Genomic DNA, 825 nt, shown 5'->3' with positions numbered 1-825 from the left:
ATATGCAGCTTTTCCTCTAGGAATAGCAGTGGAGACCGGGCTTCCTCTTCAGGCTTGCCCATTGGGATGCACAGCGCTACAGCCACACCCGCAAGGGTGGCATGCACTCCCGATTGCAGCACGAAGAACCACAGCCCACCGCCGACCAGCACATATGGGAGCAATCGTCTGACGCCCAGTCGATTCATTGCAATCAGAATGACCAGAGATGCGAGCGATTCCAGCAACATCGGCACGGAACGACCAGTGGCGCAGAAAAAGGCAATGATGACCACAGCCCCCAGGTCGTCAATGATCGCCAAGGCAGCGAGGAAGACCTTCAGCGACGTAGGAACTCGCTTCCCCAGCAACGACAAGACGCCCAAGGCGAATGCGATGTCGGTAGCGGCTGGGATAGCCCACCCCTTCAAATTCTCAGAATTACCCCAGTTGACTGCGATGTAGATCAGCGCAGGGATAACCATACCGCCAATGGCGCCAAAGCCTGGAAGTGCACGTTGGCCCCATGTAGATAGCCCGCCCGCTAGGATTTCTCTTTTGATCTCTAATCCGACCATCAAGAAGAAAATTGCCATCAGGCCGTCATTGACCCAATGCTCAACCGACAAGCCTAACCAGACGCTGTGCAGTGCAGAGAAGTAGCTTTGGGAAAGAGGCGAATTAGCCACAATCAACGCCGCTAGGGCGGCGCCCATCAAGACAAGACCGCCGGCGGACTCCGACGACAGGAAACGAGCCAAAATTGCAGCCGCTCTAGGAGTTTCCACGGGGATCTTATGGTCTTTCATCACTGTCCTTGCACTTAAAACTAGACTGAGTATTTTA

General features: G+C 54.5%; 1 protein-coding gene. It reads right to left on the bottom strand.

The window, feature by feature from the left end; all coding sequences use genetic code 11:
* Nucleotides 1-788 (bottom strand): Na+/H+ antiporter NhaA (gene nhaA, locus ASU03_RS19085; protein WP_057833290.1); only part of this gene is annotated, 788 nt, incomplete at its 3' end.
* Nucleotides 789-825: the final 37 nt, after the last annotated feature.

It is taken from the genome of Colwellia sp. TT2012 (assembly GCF_001440345.1).
GTDB lineage: Bacteria > Pseudomonadota > Gammaproteobacteria > Enterobacterales > Alteromonadaceae > Colwellia.
Note: the sequence above shows the minus strand (reverse complement) of the source record. Positions and strands in the feature narration are given on the sequence as shown.